15 protein-coding genes and 1 pseudogene are annotated in these 17,056 nt (G+C 72.2%); 8 read left to right on the forward strand and 8 right to left on the reverse strand.

Features of this window, described 5'->3' with window-relative positions; all coding sequences use genetic code 11:
* Nucleotides 1-337 precede the first annotated feature (337 nt).
* The gene (locus A4R44_RS11190) at nt 338-856 is read right to left on the reverse strand and encodes a MarR family winged helix-turn-helix transcriptional regulator (RefSeq protein WP_067579035.1); all 519 of its coding nucleotides are present in this window, start codon (nt 854-856) and stop codon (nt 338-340) included.
* Between the two features lie 83 nt (nt 857-939).
* On the opposite strand from A4R44_RS11190, the gene A4R44_RS11195 reads away from it, so the two are divergent.
* Entirely contained in the window at nt 940-1,380 is a 441-nt protein-coding gene (locus A4R44_RS11195; RefSeq protein ID WP_067579037.1) for a VOC family protein, read from the forward strand.
* A 435-nt stretch (nt 1,381-1,815) separates the two neighbouring features.
* Nucleotides 1,816-2,034 carry a hypothetical protein gene (locus tag A4R44_RS11200; protein WP_161269394.1) on the forward strand — a complete coding sequence of 73 codons (219 nt, stop codon included), beginning with the start codon at nt 1,816-1,818 and terminating at the stop codon, nt 2,032-2,034.
* A 24-nt stretch (nt 2,035-2,058) separates the two neighbouring features.
* Here the strand turns inward: A4R44_RS11200 and A4R44_RS11205 are convergent, their stop codons facing one another.
* Entirely contained in the window at nt 2,059-2,592 is a 534-nt protein-coding gene (locus A4R44_RS11205; protein ID WP_067579041.1) for a CHAP domain-containing protein, read from the reverse strand.
* Nucleotides 2,593-2,745: 153 nt separating this feature from the next.
* Nucleotides 2,746-3,633, reverse strand: coding sequence for a hypothetical protein (locus A4R44_RS11210; protein WP_067579043.1), 888 nt, complete (start codon nt 3,631-3,633; stop codon nt 2,746-2,748).
* A 9-nt stretch (nt 3,634-3,642) separates the two neighbouring features.
* On the opposite strand from A4R44_RS11210, the gene A4R44_RS11215 reads away from it, so the two are divergent.
* The 3 genes from A4R44_RS11215 to A4R44_RS47840 all read left to right on the forward strand — a co-directional run bounded on the left by A4R44_RS11215 (nt 3,643) and on the right by A4R44_RS47840 (nt 7,669).
* Entirely contained in the window at nt 3,643-4,620 is a 978-nt protein-coding gene (locus A4R44_RS11215; protein WP_157904854.1) for an XRE family transcriptional regulator, read from the forward strand.
* Nucleotides 4,621-4,757: 137 nt separating this feature from the next.
* The gene (locus A4R44_RS11220) at nt 4,758-7,538 is read left to right on the forward strand and encodes a trypsin-like serine protease (RefSeq protein WP_067579046.1); all 2,781 of its coding nucleotides are present in this window, start codon (nt 4,758-4,760) and stop codon (nt 7,536-7,538) included.
* The gene (locus A4R44_RS47840) at nt 7,535-7,669 is read left to right on the forward strand and encodes a putative Ig domain-containing protein (protein WP_157904855.1); all 135 of its coding nucleotides are present in this window, start codon (nt 7,535-7,537) and stop codon (nt 7,667-7,669) included. Before A4R44_RS11220 ends, A4R44_RS47840 begins: the two co-directional genes overlap by 4 nt.
* Before the next feature lie 92 nt (nt 7,670-7,761).
* Here A4R44_RS47840 and A4R44_RS11225 read toward each other — a convergent pair whose 3' ends face one another.
* The 5 genes from A4R44_RS11225 to tkt are packed head-to-tail and all read right to left on the reverse strand — an operon-like array spanning nt 7,762 to nt 15,083.
* Nucleotides 7,762-10,092 (reverse strand): NADH-quinone oxidoreductase subunit G, encoded by a 2,331-nt coding sequence (locus A4R44_RS11225; protein ID WP_067579048.1) that lies wholly within the window; start codon nt 10,090-10,092, stop codon nt 7,762-7,764.
* The gene (locus tag A4R44_RS11230; RefSeq protein ID WP_232791566.1) at nt 10,089-11,384 is read right to left on the reverse strand and encodes an NADH-quinone oxidoreductase subunit F; all 1,296 of its coding nucleotides are present in this window, start codon (nt 11,382-11,384) and stop codon (nt 10,089-10,091) included. Before A4R44_RS11230 ends, A4R44_RS11225 begins: the two co-directional genes overlap by 4 nt.
* Nucleotides 11,381-12,097: an NADH-quinone oxidoreductase subunit NuoE gene (nuoE, locus tag A4R44_RS11235; RefSeq protein ID WP_051173299.1), complete on the reverse strand. Its 717-nt coding sequence runs from the start codon at nt 12,095-12,097 to the stop codon at nt 11,381-11,383. The genes A4R44_RS11230 and nuoE overlap by 4 nt, the downstream gene beginning before the upstream one ends.
* Complete coding sequence (locus A4R44_RS11240; protein WP_051173300.1) at nt 12,094-13,065, reverse strand: phosphoribulokinase; 972 nt, start codon at nt 13,063-13,065, stop codon at nt 12,094-12,096. Before A4R44_RS11240 ends, nuoE begins: the two co-directional genes overlap by 4 nt.
* A complete protein-coding gene (tkt, locus tag A4R44_RS11245; protein WP_067579050.1) occupies nt 13,050-15,083 on the reverse strand; it encodes a transketolase in 2,034 nt (677 codons plus the stop codon). The genes A4R44_RS11240 and tkt overlap by 16 nt, the downstream gene beginning before the upstream one ends.
* A 120-nt stretch (nt 15,084-15,203) precedes the next feature.
* Here tkt and A4R44_RS11250 point away from each other — a divergent pair, with 120 nt between their 5' ends.
* The 3 genes and pseudogenes from A4R44_RS11250 (at nt 15,204) to A4R44_RS52285 (ending at nt 16,995) form a co-directional block, all read left to right on the forward strand.
* Nucleotides 15,204-15,866, forward strand: coding sequence for a response regulator transcription factor (locus A4R44_RS11250; RefSeq protein ID WP_198545250.1), 663 nt, complete (start codon nt 15,204-15,206; stop codon nt 15,864-15,866).
* A gap of 137 nt (nt 15,867-16,003) precedes the next feature.
* Nucleotides 16,004-16,542, forward strand: a pseudogene (locus A4R44_RS52280) (GAF domain-containing protein); the annotation flags it as partial.
* A gap of 54 nt (nt 16,543-16,596) precedes the next feature.
* Nucleotides 16,597-16,995 (forward strand): sensor histidine kinase, encoded by a 399-nt coding sequence (locus A4R44_RS52285; protein WP_369805895.1) that lies wholly within the window; start codon nt 16,597-16,599, stop codon nt 16,993-16,995.
* The last annotated feature ends 61 nt before the right edge of the window (nt 16,996-17,056 follow it).

Below are 17,056 nucleotides of genomic sequence, written 5' to 3' on the forward strand. Positions count from 1 at the left end.
GGCCGCCTGGGGTCGTGATGCCCGGAGGACTGGCGGACACGAGGGGCATGCCGAGGTTGGCTACCGTCCCCGCACTCCATGACAGCTTTTCCGGCCGACCCCGATCCGCGCGCCGGGGAATCGGGGAATCGTACTGGCCGCTTACGCCTGGACTCTGCTCGCGATGACCGTCCTGCTCGCCCTCGTACGGCTCGCGGTCTTCCGCCGCGCCCTCCACGCCGTCGCGAGTGGAATATTCCCGCCGACGACCGGGAACGGCTCATGCTCGCCCGCTATCCGCGCCCTCCGAAGAATGCTCCGCCGCGGGACCAGGAGAAGTGACCCCGGGCCGACGGATTCAGCCGCCGAACTCGGCCTGGTCCAGCGACTGCTCCAGCTTCCCCAGCAATTTCGCCAGCTGCGCCCGTTCCGTCGCGGTCAGCCCGGCCAGCATGCGGTTCTCGTTGGGAAAATGCTCGTGCACCACTTTGTCCGTGGCCGCGAGCCCGTCCTCGGTGAGGCCGATGAACACGACCCGCCGGTCGTCCTCGTCGCGTTCGCGGCGGACGAGCCCGGCCTGCACCAGCTTGTCGACCCGCTGCGTGATGCCGCCGGTGGTGAGCAGGTTGGTGTCGGCGAGGTCCCCCGCCGTGCGCCGGTACGGCGCGCCGCCCCGCCGGAGCGCGGCGAGGATCCCGAAGTCCGCCACCGTGATCCCGTGGCGGGAGAACACGCCCGTCAGCTGCCGCTGGTACCGGTCGAACGCACGATGCAGCCGCCCGAACACCGCGAGCGGCGACGTGTCGACCTCCGGCGCCTCGGCGCGCCACTGCGCGAGCATCTCGTCGACCTCGTCCGGCTCGGTCCGCTTCGGCATCCGGCACCCCCGTGAATAGCTTTGGTCTAAGAATAGCACCACTAAGATTTTCGGGAGGCCCCGCACGGGGCTACGGTGACCGCATGACGGTCAAGCGGATGGACAACGTCCTCATCGTCGTCGAGGATCTCGACGCGGTCATCGCGTTCTTCGTCGAACTGGGGCTGGAACTGGAAAACAAGGGCCCGCTGGACTGGCGCGGCGCGGAAAAGGTGGTCGGACTGGCCGACATCCGGCAGGACGTGGCCATGCTGCGCGTCCCCGGCGGTCCCGGCCGGGTGGAACTGGCGAAATTCCACCAGCCGAAGGCGATCGCCCCGGAGCCGTGGAAGGCCCCCGCGAACACGCTCGGCATCCGCCGGATGATGTTCGCGGTCGACGACTTGGAGGACACTTTGGCCCGCCTGCGCGCCCACGGAGCCGAGCTGGTCGACGAAGTGGTGCAGTACGAGAACATCTTCCTGCTGTGTTACGTACGGGGGCCGGAGAACATCGTCGTCGGGCTCGCCCAAGAACTCGGCTGAACGCGCCGGAAGCGGTGCCGCTCCCAGCGGACAGCACCGCTTCCGGCAGAGGACACACCACCCGGATCCCCCGTCGCGTTCCTGCCGCACCCGGCGCGATCGACGGTCCGCTCCCGCCCGGTTCGAGCTTCTTCGGCCCGGCCGTTGCGCGCGAAATCCGACCCAGCCGCGGTGTCCTGCCGCAGCGCGGGGCTCGCACCGACGAAGCGGTACCGCGTGTCGCCCGGCAAGAAGTGCATGGCGCTGCGCAGCTGCCCGTAGACGGCAGGCACCTGGTCGCACGCGGCGAAATGCACGCGAACATAAGGTGCCGGGTCGATGATGTCCGGCTGCCCCGATACGAAGAACACCGGACCGTGCGTCGGCACCGGCCGCGATGGCGCCTCCGCTCTGGGAGGGACCGGCGGCGGCCCTCTGCCCGGTGTCGACGCGGTCGTGGAAAACGCTGCCCTGCCGGGCGTTCTCGGCGATCAGGTACTGCGCCCCGTCGAGCATCTCCGTGCCGGAGCCGGACTGTCCGGTGTTCGCCGCGGCGACGAGGCAACCCCAGCCGGCGAGATGGGTGAACAGGAGTTCGTACTGGCCGACGGTGGCACCGGTGCCATTGCCCCAGATCAGCGCCAGCGGCTTTCGCGGGCTGGTCCGGCCGGCTGAACGAACGCGTGCCGGGCTCCGGGATCAGTTGTAGAAGTGGATGTAGCGGAACGACGACGCGCTCACGTCGTGCACGAGGTAGTGCCCGTCGCCGGCCCAGTTGTAGTCCTCGACGGTGACCGTGCCGCCGTGCACGCTGTCGACGATGGCGACGTGGCCGTAGGTGCCGTTGTCGGTCTGGGCGATCGAGCCCTCGGTCGGGTTGTTGTCGACGCGGTAGCCGTTGTTGCGGGCGTTGTCGTCCCAGTACTTCGCGTCGCCGTAGTTGTTCGCGCTTTCGCCGTGGCGCGCGATGTTGAACGCGGCCCACGAGACGCACTCGCGGTTGTACATGTTCCAGTCGTCGACGACGGAGTCCTGCGGCACGTTGCGCCACTTCGCGGGGTAGATGTCGCCGATGGCGCTCACCGTCGACGAGGCCGGGACGGTTCCGAAATGAGCGGCCATCGACGTCGCCTGGGCAGCCGTCTCAGTGGTCGCGGTGGCGGTGGCCGTACCGCTGACGGCGAAGGCTGCGACGGCGGCGAAGGTCAGAATGGCGCGGGAGGGACGGCGCATGGGGAAGACCTTTCGGTGTTCGGGGAGTGAATGCGCCGTGACGGTAAGTCGCCGATCACCTCCGAACCAGGCCTTTGTGGACAACTGGTCCGCCGGGGGAAGTCTTGCCTGGTCGGCGGCGGTTGTTCACAGAATTGGCGGTGCCGGCCGGGTTCACCATTGCCAGCCGGTGCCGTAGATGCCGGGCCGGACGTCCCGCAACGCCAGCGTCGTGGTGTGCGTGGCTCCGGCGGACAGCGGGCTGCCGGGATGTTCGGGACCGCCGAGCCCGCGCTGTTCGAAGGACCGGACACGGCGCGGAACTCGCGAACCGAAGCTGACCTGGCAGACGTACTCCGCGACCGGGCGGGTGAACCGGCGGTGGTAGTGGCCGGTCGGCGATCCCGGCGGGAACCGGATCTCGTACTCGACAATCGTCACCTCGCCCAGCGCCAGCGCGCGCTCCAGCCGCAGTTCGGCCGCGACCATGCCGGTCTCGCGGTCGACGCAGACCCGGCCGACCCGCGCCGAGCGCACGCAGCGGTAAACCGGGTCCGCGGTCAGGAACGAATCGGCCTGGTAGTAGGCCATCATGCGGTCCACGCCGTCGACGGCGGCCTCGGCGACCATCCGGACCTGCAGCGCGCGTTCGCCGCCGTGCTCGTCGAGCAGCATGCGGTCGTGGATCGACCAGAACGACAGCTGCCCGTCCGGCGGGGGTTTCAGCTCGGCGGAGAACGCCCGCAACTGCGGCCACAGCCGGCGGCGTTCGATCCGGCAGGCGGGTTCGCCGAGCCAGCGCCCGCGCGGCGCTTTGGGGCCGAGCCTCGACGTCAGCGTCCCGGGTTCGAGGCTCAGCACGGATTCCAGCTGCGCGACGGCGGCGATCGAGGTCTCGCGTTCCGGTTGCGACCGGCCGCGCCGCCAGTAGGACAGCGCCGAGCGCGAAAGCCGCACCCCGCGCGCGGCGAGGTGGTGCTGGAGCCGGTCGAGCGACAGCCCGGATTCCTCGATCGCGGTGTCCAGCGTGACCGCGAACGAGCCCGCGGAAGGCCGAGTCACGGTTCCAGGATGATCTCCCGCACGGGCGTTCCGGAACCCACGAAAGTCCGCATTTCCCCCACGGTATCCGACGAACGACGCTGGTCCGGCGGGCCGCTGCGGGCCACAGTGGACGCCGTGCCCTCGTTCGCCGACGCACTGGACGCCGCCATCAGCGGCGCCGGACTGACCTTGGACCGGCTGCGCGAACACTTGGCCGCCCGCGGGGTGACGGTGTCGCGCAGCGCCCTGGCCTACTGGCGGACCGGGCGATCGCTGCCGGGCCGCGAGGCGTCGCTGCACGCGGTCGTCGAACTCGAACAGGTGCTCGGCCTTGGCGCGGGCGGCCTCACGTCGTTGCTCGGGCCGCAAGACCGGCAGTGTTCCCGCCCGCAGCGGACTCCCCTGCTCGAACGGCGCCGGCTGTGGCCGTCGGTGCGGCCCTCGTCGCTCGAATTCGACCTGCCGCCGGAGGACCAGGTGCGGCTGCGGTCGGTGCACGACGAACTTCTCGTGGCCGAGGATCGCCAGGAACGCCTGCTCAGAGTGCGCTTGGTGGCCGAGGCCGCGGTGGACGGGGTCGTCCGGATGGCCACCTACTACCAGACCGAGGACCGCGCGCGGCAGCCTCCGCGCTTCGCCGCCGGACACTGCTGCCGCGCGGGCCGGACCCGGGTCGACGCGGTCAGCGGGCTCCTGATCGCGGAGCTGTTCTTCGACCGGGAACTGCGGGCCGGGGACGTCGCGGCGGTGGAGTACGAATTCGTGTTTCCGCCCGGCCGTCCGGTGCAGGGATACCACCGCAGGTTCACCCGGCCCGCTCCCCTCTACACCTGCCGCGTGCAATTCGGCTCGAACGTTCCCGAAAGCATTCGCCGTTTCGAACAACGCGACCTCGCCGCACCCCGCCGCAAGGTGGAGGAACTGCGCGCTACCGGGAGCGGCGCGGCGACGCTGGCGGCGCGGGAGGTCCGCGCCGGAATCATCGGCGTCGAGTGGACCTGGTAGCAATTCTGTGAACGCGGCCCGCTGAACTGGGGAAATCCGGGCTCCACGGCGTGGTTTCCACTTTTCGCGGCCGAGGCGGGAACGCGGTTCTTACCGTGCGCAGTGCTGTATTCCTCCTCACCAATCCGGAGCAGCACATGCGAAGTCCGACTCTCCTCGTGGCCGCTTTCCTGACGACAGCGACACTTTCCCCGCCGGCGCCGCCGGTGATCCCGCTGCCCGCAGCCCCTGCCGTCCCCGCGGGCGCCACCGCGGACAGTTCCGCTCTGCCCGGCCAAGTCACCGTGTCCGTCGCGCTCAAGCCCCGCGACGAAGCGGGAGCCGAACGGTACGTCGCCGACACGGCCGACCCGAACTCGCCGCTGTACCGCCATTACCTCAGCGCCGCCGAATACACCGAGCGGTTCGGCCCCACCGCCAGTGCGGTCGACCAGGTGCGGAAGTACTTGACCGGCAAGGGGATGCGCATCGACGACGTCACCGGCAACCGCCAGGTCGTCACCGCGTCCGGCACCCCCGGCGCAGTGGAAACCGCGTTCAGCACCTCGCTTTCCGGCTTCCGGTCAGCCAAGGGCGAGCGGTTTTTCAACGCTACCGAGGCAACCGCGGTCCCCTCGGACATCGCCGCGGTCGTCCGCGGGGTCGCCGGCCTGACGAACCGGCCCGCCGCGCACCGGGCGAGCGCACCGGCGGGCCCGTCCGGTCCCGGCGGCGGCTACACCCCGGCACAACTGCGCACCGCCTACCGCATGACCGGCGTCTCCGGCGGCTACGACGGTTCCGGCGAGACGGTCGGGCTGATCGAGTTCGACACGTTCAAGCAGTCCGACATCGACGCCTGGACGCAGTACTTCAAACAACCCGCTGTCAGACCGGAGGTCGTCAAGGTGGACGGCGGGGCGCCGAATCCGGGCAGCGACCAGGCGGAGGCCACGCTCGACGTGCTGGCCGTCGCGGCGACCGCGCCGAAGGCCAAGCAGGTCGTCTACTCCGCGCCGAACTCCGACCAGGCGTGGGTGCACGAAATGGCGCGGATCGCCTCGGACGGCAAGATCACCGTCCTTTCCGGATCGTGGCTCAACGGCGAGATCTGCGAGTCGAGCCCGATCGCGGCCTCGCACGATTCCTACACCCAGCTCGCCGCGCAGGGCGTCACGATGTTCTCCGCGTCCGGCAACGGGGGCGGCACCGGCTGCGGCTACCAGGGCGACAACCAGACGATCCAGGCCAGCTACCCGGCGAGCGATCCGCTGTTCACCGGCGTCGGCGGCACCCAGCTGCGGACGACCGGCAGCGCGGGCACGTGGCGGTCGGAGTCGTGCTGGAACCAGGGCAGCAGCGGCAGCGGGTATTCGAAGATCTACTCGCGCCCGGACTGGCAGCCCGGCACGAACCGGTACCGCTCGGTCCCGGACGTTTCGATGGTCGCTGACTACGGTGCCGGCGCGTTGTCGGTGTACCTGAACGGCGGCTGGCTCGACGTCGGCGGCACCAGCCTGTCGTCCCCGCTGTGGGCGGGCTACGCGGCGATGCTGAACCAGAAATCCCTCAGCGGCGGGAAATCCCGGCTCGGCCAGCTCAACCCGAGCCTCTACCGGATCGCCGGTTCGGCGGACTACGCCTCGACCTTCCACGACGTCACCTCGGGCGGCAACGGCAGCTACAACGCGGGCATCGGCTACGACCTGTGCACCGGCTGGGGTTCCCCGAAGGCCGACGCACTGGCCGCCAAGCTGACCGGTGGCGACACCCCGCCTCCGGCGCAGGACTTCACGCTGTCGGCCGCACCGGCTTCGGGCAGCGTCGCCGCGGGCAATTCGGCGAGCACGACCGTCACCGCTAACGAGTCCTCCGCTGCTTCGCCGAGCGTCGTAGGCGGCACTCCGACCACGACCGCCGAGCACCCGTTCATCATCTCGATGCGCCGCGAAGGTTCGGCCTTCCCCGGACAGCAGTCCTGCACCGGCACGCTGTTCGGACCGCACACGGTGCTGCTGGCCGCCCATTGCCTCCTGGAGAAACCCGGCCGCAAGTGGTTCGTCTACGGCGACGACGACCTCGCGCAAAACACCGGCACCACAGCCGAAATCGCCGCGCAGTGGGTGCATCCGGACTACTCGGACTGGAGCGTCGGCGCGGACGTCGCGGTCGTGACTCTCGACAAGGACCTGCCGGTCCCCACCGGGACGACGTACCCGAAGCTCAACACCGACCCAGGCCTCGGCGTGCCCGGCACGAAAGGAATTTCGATCGGCTGGGGCGAAACCAGCGCGAACACCCACAGCAACGTGCTGCGTCAGGCCGACGTCCTGATCGCCGAGGACAGCGCCTGCAAGGGCCGCTTCACCGGCCCCCACGGGCAGGAGCAGTACAAGACCCCGGCGATGCTCTGCACCGGGTACACCGACCACCACGCCGGCGCGTGCGTCGGCGACAGCGGCGGACCGTACCTGGTCGGCAACACGGTCGTCGGAGTGTTCTCGTGGATGTCGACCTCGTGCGGCTGGTCCGCCGTCTACGCCAGAGTCTCCGCTTACGCCGCGGACCTCGCCCCGCGCCTGCCGGACGGCGGCAACCCGCCGACGGCCGGGGCGATCAGCTTGACCGCCGCCGGCCTGCCCTCGGGCGCGACGGCGGCGTTCAGCCCGGCGAGCGTCGGCCTCGGCGGCCACCCGACGCTCACGATCGCCACGAGCGCGAGCACTCCGGCCGGAACGTACGACGTCACGATCTCCGGCAAGAGCGCGAAATCGGCGCAGACTGCCCACTACCCGCTGACCGTCACCGGCGGGCAGCCCTCGGCGCTGGCACTGGCCGACCCGGGCGACCAGAACAGCTGGACCGGCAAAGCGGTGAACCTGCCGCTGAAGTCCTCGGGCGGCACCGGTGGTCGTCGACCGCGCTCGCCCCGGGCTTGACGTTCGACCCCGCGACCGGAATCGTGTCCGGGACACCGGCCCGTGCCGACAGCAGGCAGGTGACGGTCACAGTCGCCGACGCATCCGGGAAGAAGGCCGCGACGACGCTCTTCTGGTTCGTTTTCGGCTGAGTTCCCCTCAGCCGCCGGAAGACGCCGTCCCCTGCGCGGGGGCGGCACCTTCCAGTGCGAACCGGCCTCGATCTCGTCCACGACGGCCGGGCTCAGCCGGACGAGCGGCTGAGCCGGACCACCGCGCCGGAGGTGACCCCCAGTTCCGCGTGCACCGCGCTGCCCGCCGACCGTTGCGGCAGCCACACCACGCGGTCCGGGAGGTCGGCGGTCGTCGTGGGGAGGGTGATGGCGCCTCGGTCCGTGCTGACCGTGACCGGGTCTCCCGGCTGGATGCCGAACTCGTCGGCCGTGGCGGCGGAGAGATGGAGAAGCGGGGTCCGCGCCGTGCCCGCCAGGTGTTCCTCCCCGTCCTGGAGGCGGCCTCCGTCCAGCAGTGGGCGCCATGTGGCGAGCACGGCCTCCCCCGCCCGCGGCCGGGGGAGAGCGTGGACTGCGGGCGGAGCGGCAGGGGGCGGCCCGGCCCGGCCCGGCCAGGCGCCCAGCGCGGCGAGTTCGGCGCGGACGGCCGATCCGTCGCGTGGCGCGAGAACGTCCAGTTCCTCCGCGATACCCGCCAGCACGCGCAGATCCGGCTGGGCGCCCGCGCTCCGCAGCGCGGCCTCGAACGTCCGGGGGCGGTTCTCCCAGTTGTGGAACGTGCCCGCCTTCTCGGCGACCGTGGCCACGGGGAACACCACGGTCGCCAGTTCGCTGAGTGCGCTCGGGCGCTGCTCCAGGCTCACCACCACCGGCATCCGGGCCACTGCTTGCCGCGCCGCCCGCGGGTCCGGCAGGTCGTCCAGTTCCACCCCGCCGGCCAGCAGCCCGCGCAGGTCGCCCGCCAGCATCGCCGCGACGTCGCGGCCCGGCTCCGCGGGCAGCTCGGCGACCTGCCACAGGCGGGCCGCATCGGCGCGCGCGGCCGCGTCGGCGACCGGGCGGGCCCCGGGCAGCAGCGTGGGGAACGCACCCGCCGCCAGCGCGCCTCGCTCACCGGCTCGGCGGGGCACCCAGCCCAGCAGCGCGCCGGTGCGTTCGGCCAGCCGGACCACCGCCGACAACCCTCCGGGCACGGTGGCCAGCCGCTCTCCGGCCAGCACGACGGCACCGGGCCCGGCCACCAGCTCGTCGAGCGCCGCCGGCTCCTCCCCCGGCGCGGCACGGAGCAACGTGCCGGACAGCTTGACCAGCCCCCGGGTCGTGAACGGTGCCACCGAGTACACCTTCGTGCCCGCCGTGCGCACGGCTTTCCGCAACCGCAGGAAGAGGATCGGCGATTCCTCCTCCGGTTCGAGGCCGGCCAGGACCACCGTCGAGGCCGACCCGACATCGGCGTACGTCGCGCTCGGGCGGCCAGCCAGCCAGGTGAGGAACTCCGTCTCCTCGGCGGAGACCGGCCGCGCCCGGAAGTCCACGTCGTTGGTGCCGAGCACGACCCGCGCGAACCGGCCGTAGGCGTAGGCGTCCTCGACCGTGAGCCGCCCGCCGGTCAGCACGCCCGCGTGGCCGCGGACAGCGGCTAATGCCCGCGCGGCGACCCGGAACGCCAGCGGCCAGGCCACGGCGGTGAGCTTGCCGGTCAGCGCTTCGCGCACGCGCGGGTACGTGAGCCGGTCGGTGACGGTGGCGTACCGGAACGCCCAGCGGCCCTTGTCGCACATCCACTCGTCGTTGACCTCGGGATCCTCGCCCGCGAGCCGGCGCAGCACCTTTCCGCGCCGCGTGTCGGTGCGCGTCGCGCAGCCGGACGCACAGTGCTCGCAGACGGTGCGGGTGGACTCGAGGTCGAACGGACGGGCGCGGAACCGGTACGCGACGCTCGTGAGCGCGCCGACCGGGCAGATCTGCACGGTGTTGCCGGAGAAGTACGAGTCGAAAGCCGCGCCGGTTCCGGTGCCGATCTGTTGCGCCGCACCGCGTTCCAGCAACCCGATGAGCGGGTCGCCCGCGATCTGGTCGGCGAACCGGGTGCAGCGGGCGCACTGCACGCATCGTTCGCGGTCCAGCAGCACCGCCCGCGAGAGCGGGACCGGCTTCGCGAATGTCCTTTTCGGACCGGTGAACCGCGACGTGTCCCGCCCGCCTGCCATCGCCTGGTTCTGCAGCGGGCACTCGCCGCCCTTGTCGCACACCGGGCAGTCGAGCGGATGGTTGATCAGGAGCAGCTCCAGCACCCCTCGCTGCGCCTTCTCGGCAACCGGCGAGGTGGCCTGGGTACGCACGATCATGCCCGGCGCGACCTCCGTGGTGCACGCGGTCACCGGCTTCGGCAGACCCTCGACCTCCACCAGGCACTGCCGGCACGCGCCGACCGGAGTGAGCAGCGGGTGATCGCAGAACCGGGGCACCTCGGCACCCGCGGATTCGGTCGCGCGGATGAGCAGCGTGCCTTCCGGCACGGTCACCTCCGCCCCGTCGATGGACACTGTCACCGAAGTCATCGCATCGCTCCCGCCGCCGCGAATCTCGTGCTGTGTGCCGGGTCGAACGGGCAGCCTCGCAGCCGCACGTGCGCGAGATACTCGTCGCGAAAATGCGTCAGCGACGAGGTGAGCGCGCCGGTCGAACCCGCGCCGAACGCACAGAACGAGGCACTCGTGATCGTTTCGCTCACCGTGAGCAGCGTCCCGAGCGCCGACGCGTCCGCGGCCCCGCGCTCCAGATCGCGCAGCACCCGCACGAGCCATCCGGTGCCCTGGCGGCACGGCGTGCACTTGCCGCACGACTCGGCGGCGTAGAACTCCGCCCACCGCAGCACCGCCCGCACCACGCAGGTGGTCTCGTCGAACACCTGCACCGCGGCTGCGCCGAGCGCCGACCCGGCCGCGGCGACACCGGCGTGGTCCAGCGGCACGTCGAGGTGGCCTGCGGTGAGGACGGGCGCGGACGCGCCGCCCGGCGACCAGAACTTGAGCCGGTGCCCGCGTCGGATCCCGCCGGCGAGCGAGAACAGCTCGCGCGCGGTCACGCCGAACGGCGCTTCGTACTGCCCGGGCCGGGCGAGGTGCCCGGACAGGGAAAACAGCGTGCAGCCCGGCGAGTCCTCCGTGCCCATGGACCGGAACCACGCGGGACCGTTGCGGACGATGGACGGTACGCGGGCGATCGTCTCCACATTGTTGATCACCGCCGGGCGGCCGTACAGCACGGCGGCCCGCTCGCCCGGCGAGCGCAGGCTCGGCTGCGGCCGCCGCCCCTCCAGGGACTGGAGCAGCGCGGTCTCCTCGCCGCACACGTACGCACCCGCCCCGGCATGGACCACCAGCGACACCGTGCCGAGATAGCCGCCGCGGGCGGCCTCGGCGACCGCGTGCTGGAGCCGCCGCAACGCGGGCAGCACCTCGCCTCGCAGGTATACGACGACGTGCCGGGCGCCGATCGCGTGCGCGGCGATGAGCGCGCCCTCGACCACCTCGTGCGGATTGGCGAGCAGCAGCGGGACGTCCTTGCACGCTCCCGGTTCCGCCTCGTTGGCGTTGACCACGAGATACCGGGACACGCCGTCGCGGGGCAGCGCGCCCCACTTGGCGGCGGTGGGGAACCCGGCTCCGCCGCGGCCGCGCAGCCCGGCCGCCCGTACCAGCGCGATCACCTCCCCCGGCGGCATGCTCCGCGCGGCGGCCAGCGCGGTGTACCCGTCGTGGCCGAGATAGCTCGGCAGCGTCCACGGCCTGCGGCCGGTCCACGACCGGGTGAGCACCGGCGTGATCAGCAGTTTGCTCGGCGCCCTCACGGTTTCTCCTCCGGTGCGTGCCAGCCCTGTGCCTCGGCGAGCCGGACGCCCTCGGTGGTGCGTGGCCCCGGCGTGGTCACCGCACTGTCCACATAGGAGCGTTCATCCGGGAATCCGGCCAGCAGCCGGGTGTTCTGCCGAAATGTGCACAGTGGACCCACACCCCGGGTCGGCCACACGGCGCGGCCCGCTCGCAGATCGTCGACCAGCTCACGCGCCCGCGCCGGAGTCATCTCGTCGAAGTACTCCCAGTTGGCCATCACCACCGGGGCGTAGTCGCACGCGGCGACACATGCCACGGTGGCGAGCGTGACCGCGCCGTCCTCGGTCGTGCCGTCGCCGGACAGCCCGAGGTGCGTGCGCAGCGAATCGCGAATCGCGTCACCGCCCAGCACCGCGCACAAGGTCGAGGTGCACACCGCGACGAGGTGGTCGCCGACGGGCTCGCGGTGGAACATCGAGTGGAAGGTGGCGACCGCGAGCACTTCGGCCTCGGCGAGCCCGAGAGTGCTGGCGCAGAACGAGATTCCGTCGACGTCGACGCAGCCTCGTTCGGACTGCACCAGGTGCAGCAGCGGCAGCAGCGCGGAGCGCCGCACCGGGTACCGGGCGAGGATCTCCTCCGCGTCGTCGGCGAGCACCTCCGCGAGGTCGGGCAGCGGTGCCGGAGCCGGTGCCGCCGGCTTCGCGGCCCGGGTCCGCGCGGCCCTCACGGCGTCGCCGCCGCGAAGGCCGCGTGCTGGGTCTCCGCCGCGCCGAGCAGATGGTGCAGCAGCAGCAGCTGCGTGATCGCGAGCGGTTCGCTGCGCCTGCCGCCGCCGAGGTCGCCGAGGGAGCCGGGCGGTTCGCCGGGCAGGCCGAGCTGCGGCCAGATCGCCCTGCGCACCAGCGCGGTCTCCTCGGCCGAGGCGTAGCCGTGGATGTGGAGCGCGTCGACCGGGCGGCCGTCGGTGTCGCGGTTCAGCCGCACATGGACGGTCCGGCGGCCGTCGAGCACCACGCTGAGGTCCGGATGGCGGATCGTCGGGCGCAGCAGCAGTTCCCCGGACAGCGGGGTGCCCGGCGGGTCGTCCCGGCCGGGGATCGGCGCGAACCGGACGACGATGTCCGCCGCGGCCCGCTGGGGACGGATGTAGGCGGCCGACTCCGGTTCCCGCCGCCGCAGTTCGGCCCGCACCTGCTCCTCGCGATAGCCGCGTTTCTCCGTGTCGCGGCGCACCTTCCACCCGTGCCGGATCTCCTCCGGCGGGTCGAGGTAGATCGCGATGTCGAAACAGGCCCGCGACAGCTTGCTGTGCAACGGAAGCAGGCCCTCCACGACGACGAACTCGGCCGGGGAGACCAGTTCCGGGCGAGCCAGCTGCCCGGTGCCGTGGTCGTACACCGGTTTGAGGATCGGGTGTCCGGCCGCGAGCAGCTGCAGGTGCTGCTCCATGATGTCGAGGTAGTTGCAGTCGGGGTGCAGCGCGGTGAACGGCAGCGGCTTGCGCTCTTCCCGGTCGTAGCGGTGGTAGTCGTCGACGCAGATCGCGGTGACCCGGTCCGGGCCGAGCGTGGCGACGAGGCCGGAGGTGAGCGTCGTCTTGCCCGCCGCGCTGTCCCCGGCGATGGCGATCATGACCGGCCGCCGCCGCGGCGCGTCGCCGGTCTGCCGCTGGATCCTGATCAGTTTGTCCGGCATGCCGTCTCCTTTCCCAGGCATTCGAGTGCCGCCCGCACGACGGCGGGCACCGAATAGCCCAGCGCCTGGCAGACCACCCGCCCCGGCGCGCTCGCCCCGAACCGCCGCAGCCCCAGCACCGTGTCGCCGGGACGGGCCAGCGCCTCCCAGCCGTGCGGGACGCCTGCCTCCAGCCACACCGCCGGGCAAGGCGGCAGCAGCTCGGCGCCCGCCGCGAGTGCCTCGGCGAATCGTTCCCGCCACGGCACCGACAGCACCCGGACCGCCCGGCCCTCGACGGCCAGCGCGGCGGCCGAGTCGAGCGCGAGTGCCACCTCGGACCCGGTCGCCACCAGCGTCAGGTCGGGCTCGCGCCCGTCGTCGCGCACGATCCGGGCGCCGTGCGCGGCGATCGCGTTGCCGCGCACCGGTTCCAGCACCGGCAACGACTGGCGGCTGAGCACCAGCGCCACCGGGCCGTCGTGGCGCAGCGCCACCCGCCAGCACTCGGCGGTCTCGTTCGCGTCTCCGGGCCGCAGCACGGCGAGGCCCGGGATCAGCCGCAACGACTCCAGGTGCTCGACCGGCTGATGCGTGGGGCCGTCCTCGCCGACCGCGATGGAGTCGTGGGTGAACACGTACACCACCGGCAAGCGCATCAGGGCCGCCAGCCGCACAGCGGGCCGCAGATAGTCGGAGAAGACGAGGAACGTGCTGCCGAACGGCCTAAATCCGCCGTGCAGCGCCATCCCGTTCAGCGCCGCGCCCATGGCGTGCTCGCGGATTCCGAAGTGGACAGTCCGGCCGCTCTGATCGTCCCTGGTCACGGCTTTCGTGCCGGGCAACGTGGTACAGGTCGAGCCGGCCAGGTCCGCCGAGCCGCCGACCAGGCCGGCGAACTCGGGGGCGAGTGCGGCGAGCACGGCCCCCGACGCGGCGCGGGTCGCCGTCGCGCTGCCGGGTTCGAAGATCGGCAGGAGCTTTTCGAGGTCCGCCGGCGGTGCCGCCGCGCCGCCCCAGACGGCCGCCAGCTCCGGATGCGCCCGCTCCCACGCGGCGCGGACGCCGAGCCACCCGGCACGCGCCGCCGCGCCGGACGCGGCCAGCCGCGCGCAGTGTTCCCGGACCTCGGCCGGAACATGGAACGGTTCGTCCGGCCAGTCGAACGCGGCACGGGTCGCGGCCAGCTCCGCCGCACCGAGCGGCGCGCCGTGCGCCTCGGGCGTGCCGGCGACGGTCGGGGCACCGTGGCCGATAGTGGTGCGCACGGCGACCAGGCTCGGCTTGTCTTCCGCTGCGACGGCGGCGTCGAAGGCGGTGGTCAGCGCGTCGAGGTCTTCTCCGTCGGCGACCCGCTGGACGTGCCAGCCGTACGCGGCGAAGCGGCCGAGCACGTCGTCGGTGCAGCTCTGGTGCGCCGGCCCGTCGATGGTGACGTCATTGTCGTCGTAGATCACGATCAGCCTGCCGAGGCCGAGGTGCCCGGCGAGCGACCCCGCCTCGTGGCTGACGCCCTCCATGAGATCGCCGTCGCCCGCCAGCACCCACGTCCGGTGGCCGACCACCGGGTGCTCGGCGGTGTTCGCGCGTGCGGCCAGCATCCGCTCGGCGAGCGCCATGCCGACAGCGTTGCCGAGCCCCTGCCCGAGCGGGCCGGTGGTGGTCTCCACGCCGGGCGGGCAGCGGTGCTCGGGATGGCCGGGGGTGCGCGATCCCCACTGCCGGAACCGGCGCAGCTCGTCGCGGGGCAGGTCGTAGCCGAACAGGTGAAGCAGCGCGTACAGCAGCATCGATCCGTGCCCGGCGGAGAGCACGAACCGGTCCCGGTCAGGCCATTCGGGGTCGGCGGGATCGTGGCGCAGGAAGCGCGACCACAGCACCCAGGCCGGGGCGGCCGCGCCCATCGGCAGGCCCGGATGACCGCTGCCCGCCGCCTGCACCGCGTCCGCGGCGAGCATCCGGATCGTGGTGATCGCGAGGGCGTCGGCATCCGTGCCCGCCCTTCGATCAGCCCCTTCTTCGATCTCGACCAGCCGCATGAACACCTCCGCAGATGTGGTTCGTGCCGACGCTAGGGAGACCGGCGGCGGCCCGGATCCCCCGTGCCGGGGGCGGCGCGGGGGATCGCTGCGCGGCCCTGCTCGCTCTAGGCTCGGGTCATGCGTTCCACGCCGCTGCGCCTGGTGCTCGTCGACGATCACGAGATGGTCCTCGAAGGGCTCAAAGCACTGCTCGCCCGATTCCGCGGCCGGGTCCGGGTCGTGGGCGAGGCGGTGAGCGCGGCGGCCGCCGAGCCCGTCGTCACGGGCCTCGACCCGGACCTGGTGCTCTCCGACGTCCGGCTCCGCGGCCAGGAGAGCGGGCTGGACCTGTGCCGGAAGCTGGTGGAGAAATCCCCGGGGCGACGGGTGGTCCTGCTCTCGGCCTACGACGACGAGCAGTACCTGTTCCAGGCGTTGCGGGCGGGCGCGGCGGGCTACCTGCTGAAGTCGATCGACGGCGAGAGCCTGGTGCGCCAGCTCGAACTGGCCGCCGAGGGCGAGACCGTGGTGGACTCGGCGATGGCGGGCCGGGCCGTGGCGTCCGCCGCGCGCCTGCAGGCCGGGGAGTACTGGCCGGGCGCGCGGCTCAACCTCACCCAGCGCGAAAGCGAGGTGCTGGAACTGCTCGTGGCCGGCCTGTCCAACCGGGCCGTCGCCGCCCGGCTCGTGCTCGGGGAGGAAACCGTGAAAAGTCACGTCAGCGCCATCTTCCGCAAGCTGGAGGTGCGCGACCGGGCCGGCGCGGTCGCGGTCGCCCTGCGCGAGGGGATCTTCCGGTGACCGGGCTCGGGCTGGCCGACCCGGAGCGGGAGAACACCCTGCTCGTCCGGATCATCGAGGCGATCTCGGCGGGACCGGAGCTGTCCGCGCTCGCGGCGAAGGTCGCCGACCTGATCGTGTCGGCCACGAACACCGACGTGTGCTTCGTCCACGTGCTCGACGACCGGGACTCCGCACTGGTCCTCGCCGGAGCCACCGCCCCGTTCGACGCGGCGGCGGGACGCGTCCGGCTCCCGCTCGGCGAGGGCATCGCGGGCTGGGCCGCCTCGCACGGCGAGCCGGTGGTGGTCGCCGAGGGCAAGGAGGANAGGACTACACCTCGATGGCGTCGGTGCCGATGTCGAGCAGCCCCGGCGGGCTCGCGGGCGTGCTCAACGTGCACACCCGCGTGCGCCGCGAGTTCACCGACCGCGACGTGCGGCTGCTGACCACGATCGGCAGCCTGCTCGCGGGCGCGGTGCACCAGGCACGCACGCACCGCAGGCTCGCCGCGCGGGAACGCGCCCACGAACGGTTCACCGAGCAGGTGATCGCCGCGCAGGAAACCGAGCGGCGCAGGCTCGCCGGCGACATCCACGACGGCATCACCCAGCGGCTGGTGAGCCTGCGGTTCCACCTCGAGGCCGCGCTCGATCCGGAGTTCGCCGCCGAGCAGCTGGTGAAGGCCCGCGAACTCGCGGACCTCACCCTCGACGAGGCACGCGCGGCGGTCAGCGGGCTGCGCCCGCCGGTGCTCGACGACCTCGGCCTCGCCGACAGCCTCGCGAGCCTCGCCCGGTCCACCGCGGAACTGGCCGTGGAGACCGAAATCGACGAATGCCGGCTGCCCGAGCACACCGAGGTGGCGCTGTACCGGATCGCCCAGGAGGCGCTGCAGAACGTGATCAAGCACGCGGGCACCGGCGCGGCGACCCTCACACTGCGCCGGACCGACCGGGGTGTCCTGCTGCGGGTGCGCGACCGCGGCCGCGGATTCGACCGGGACACCATGTCCTTCGGCGACGACCGGTCCAGCGGCTACGGCATGACGAGCATGGCCGAGCGCGCGGAACTGATCGGCGGACGGCTGGAAGTGTCCTCCTCACCGGAGAACGGCACGACGGTCTCAGTCACCGTGCCGGTCGCGTAAACACCGCCAACCCCGCGGCCACAGCATGACCAGCACGCCCGAACGCGCGGAACTGATCGCC

The sequence above is a fragment of the Amycolatopsis sp. M39 genome (assembly GCF_001651785.1).
GTDB classification, from domain to species: domain Bacteria; phylum Actinomycetota; class Actinomycetes; order Mycobacteriales; family Pseudonocardiaceae; genus Amycolatopsis; species Amycolatopsis rubida.